We start from the raw sequence: 373 nt of genomic DNA on the forward strand, positions 1-373 counted from the left end.
ACTCTCACATGGGGAGACCCCACACTACCATCGGCGCTACGGCGTTTCACTGCTGAGTTCGGCATGGGGTCAGGTGGGACCACCGCGCTATTGCCGCCAAGCAAATTCTGTTTTATTTGCCGAACAAATTATTCATGGTGCTGATACCCAGATTCGAACTGGGGACCTCACCCTTACCAAGGGTGTGCTCTACCAACTGAGCCATATCAGCAAATGCTGAAAATAAAAAGTGTCACCAAATGGGTAACACTTGTAAATTGAATGTCTGGCAGTGCCCTACTCTCACATGGGGAGACCCCACACTACCATCGGCGCTACGGCGTTTCACTGCTGAGTTCGGCATGGGGTCAGGTGGGACCACCGCGCTATTGCC

1 tRNA gene and 2 rRNA genes are annotated in these 373 nt (G+C 52.8%); all 3 read right to left on the reverse strand.

Annotation, left to right across the window (positions count from 1 at the left end):
* Window positions 1–101: ribosomal RNA gene (rrf, locus tag Xvie_RS20590) — 5S ribosomal RNA — on the reverse strand; the annotation flags it as partial.
* Window positions 102–135: 34 nt separating this feature from the next.
* A tRNA-Thr gene (locus Xvie_RS20595) sits at window positions 136–211 on the reverse strand.
* A gap of 52 nt (window positions 212–263) precedes the next feature.
* Window positions 264–373 (reverse strand): 5S ribosomal RNA (gene rrf, locus Xvie_RS20600); the annotation flags it as partial.

Origin of the sequence: Xenorhabdus vietnamensis, from assembly GCF_002127535.1 — a bacterium.
Lineage (GTDB): Bacteria > Pseudomonadota > Gammaproteobacteria > Enterobacterales > Enterobacteriaceae > Xenorhabdus > Xenorhabdus vietnamensis.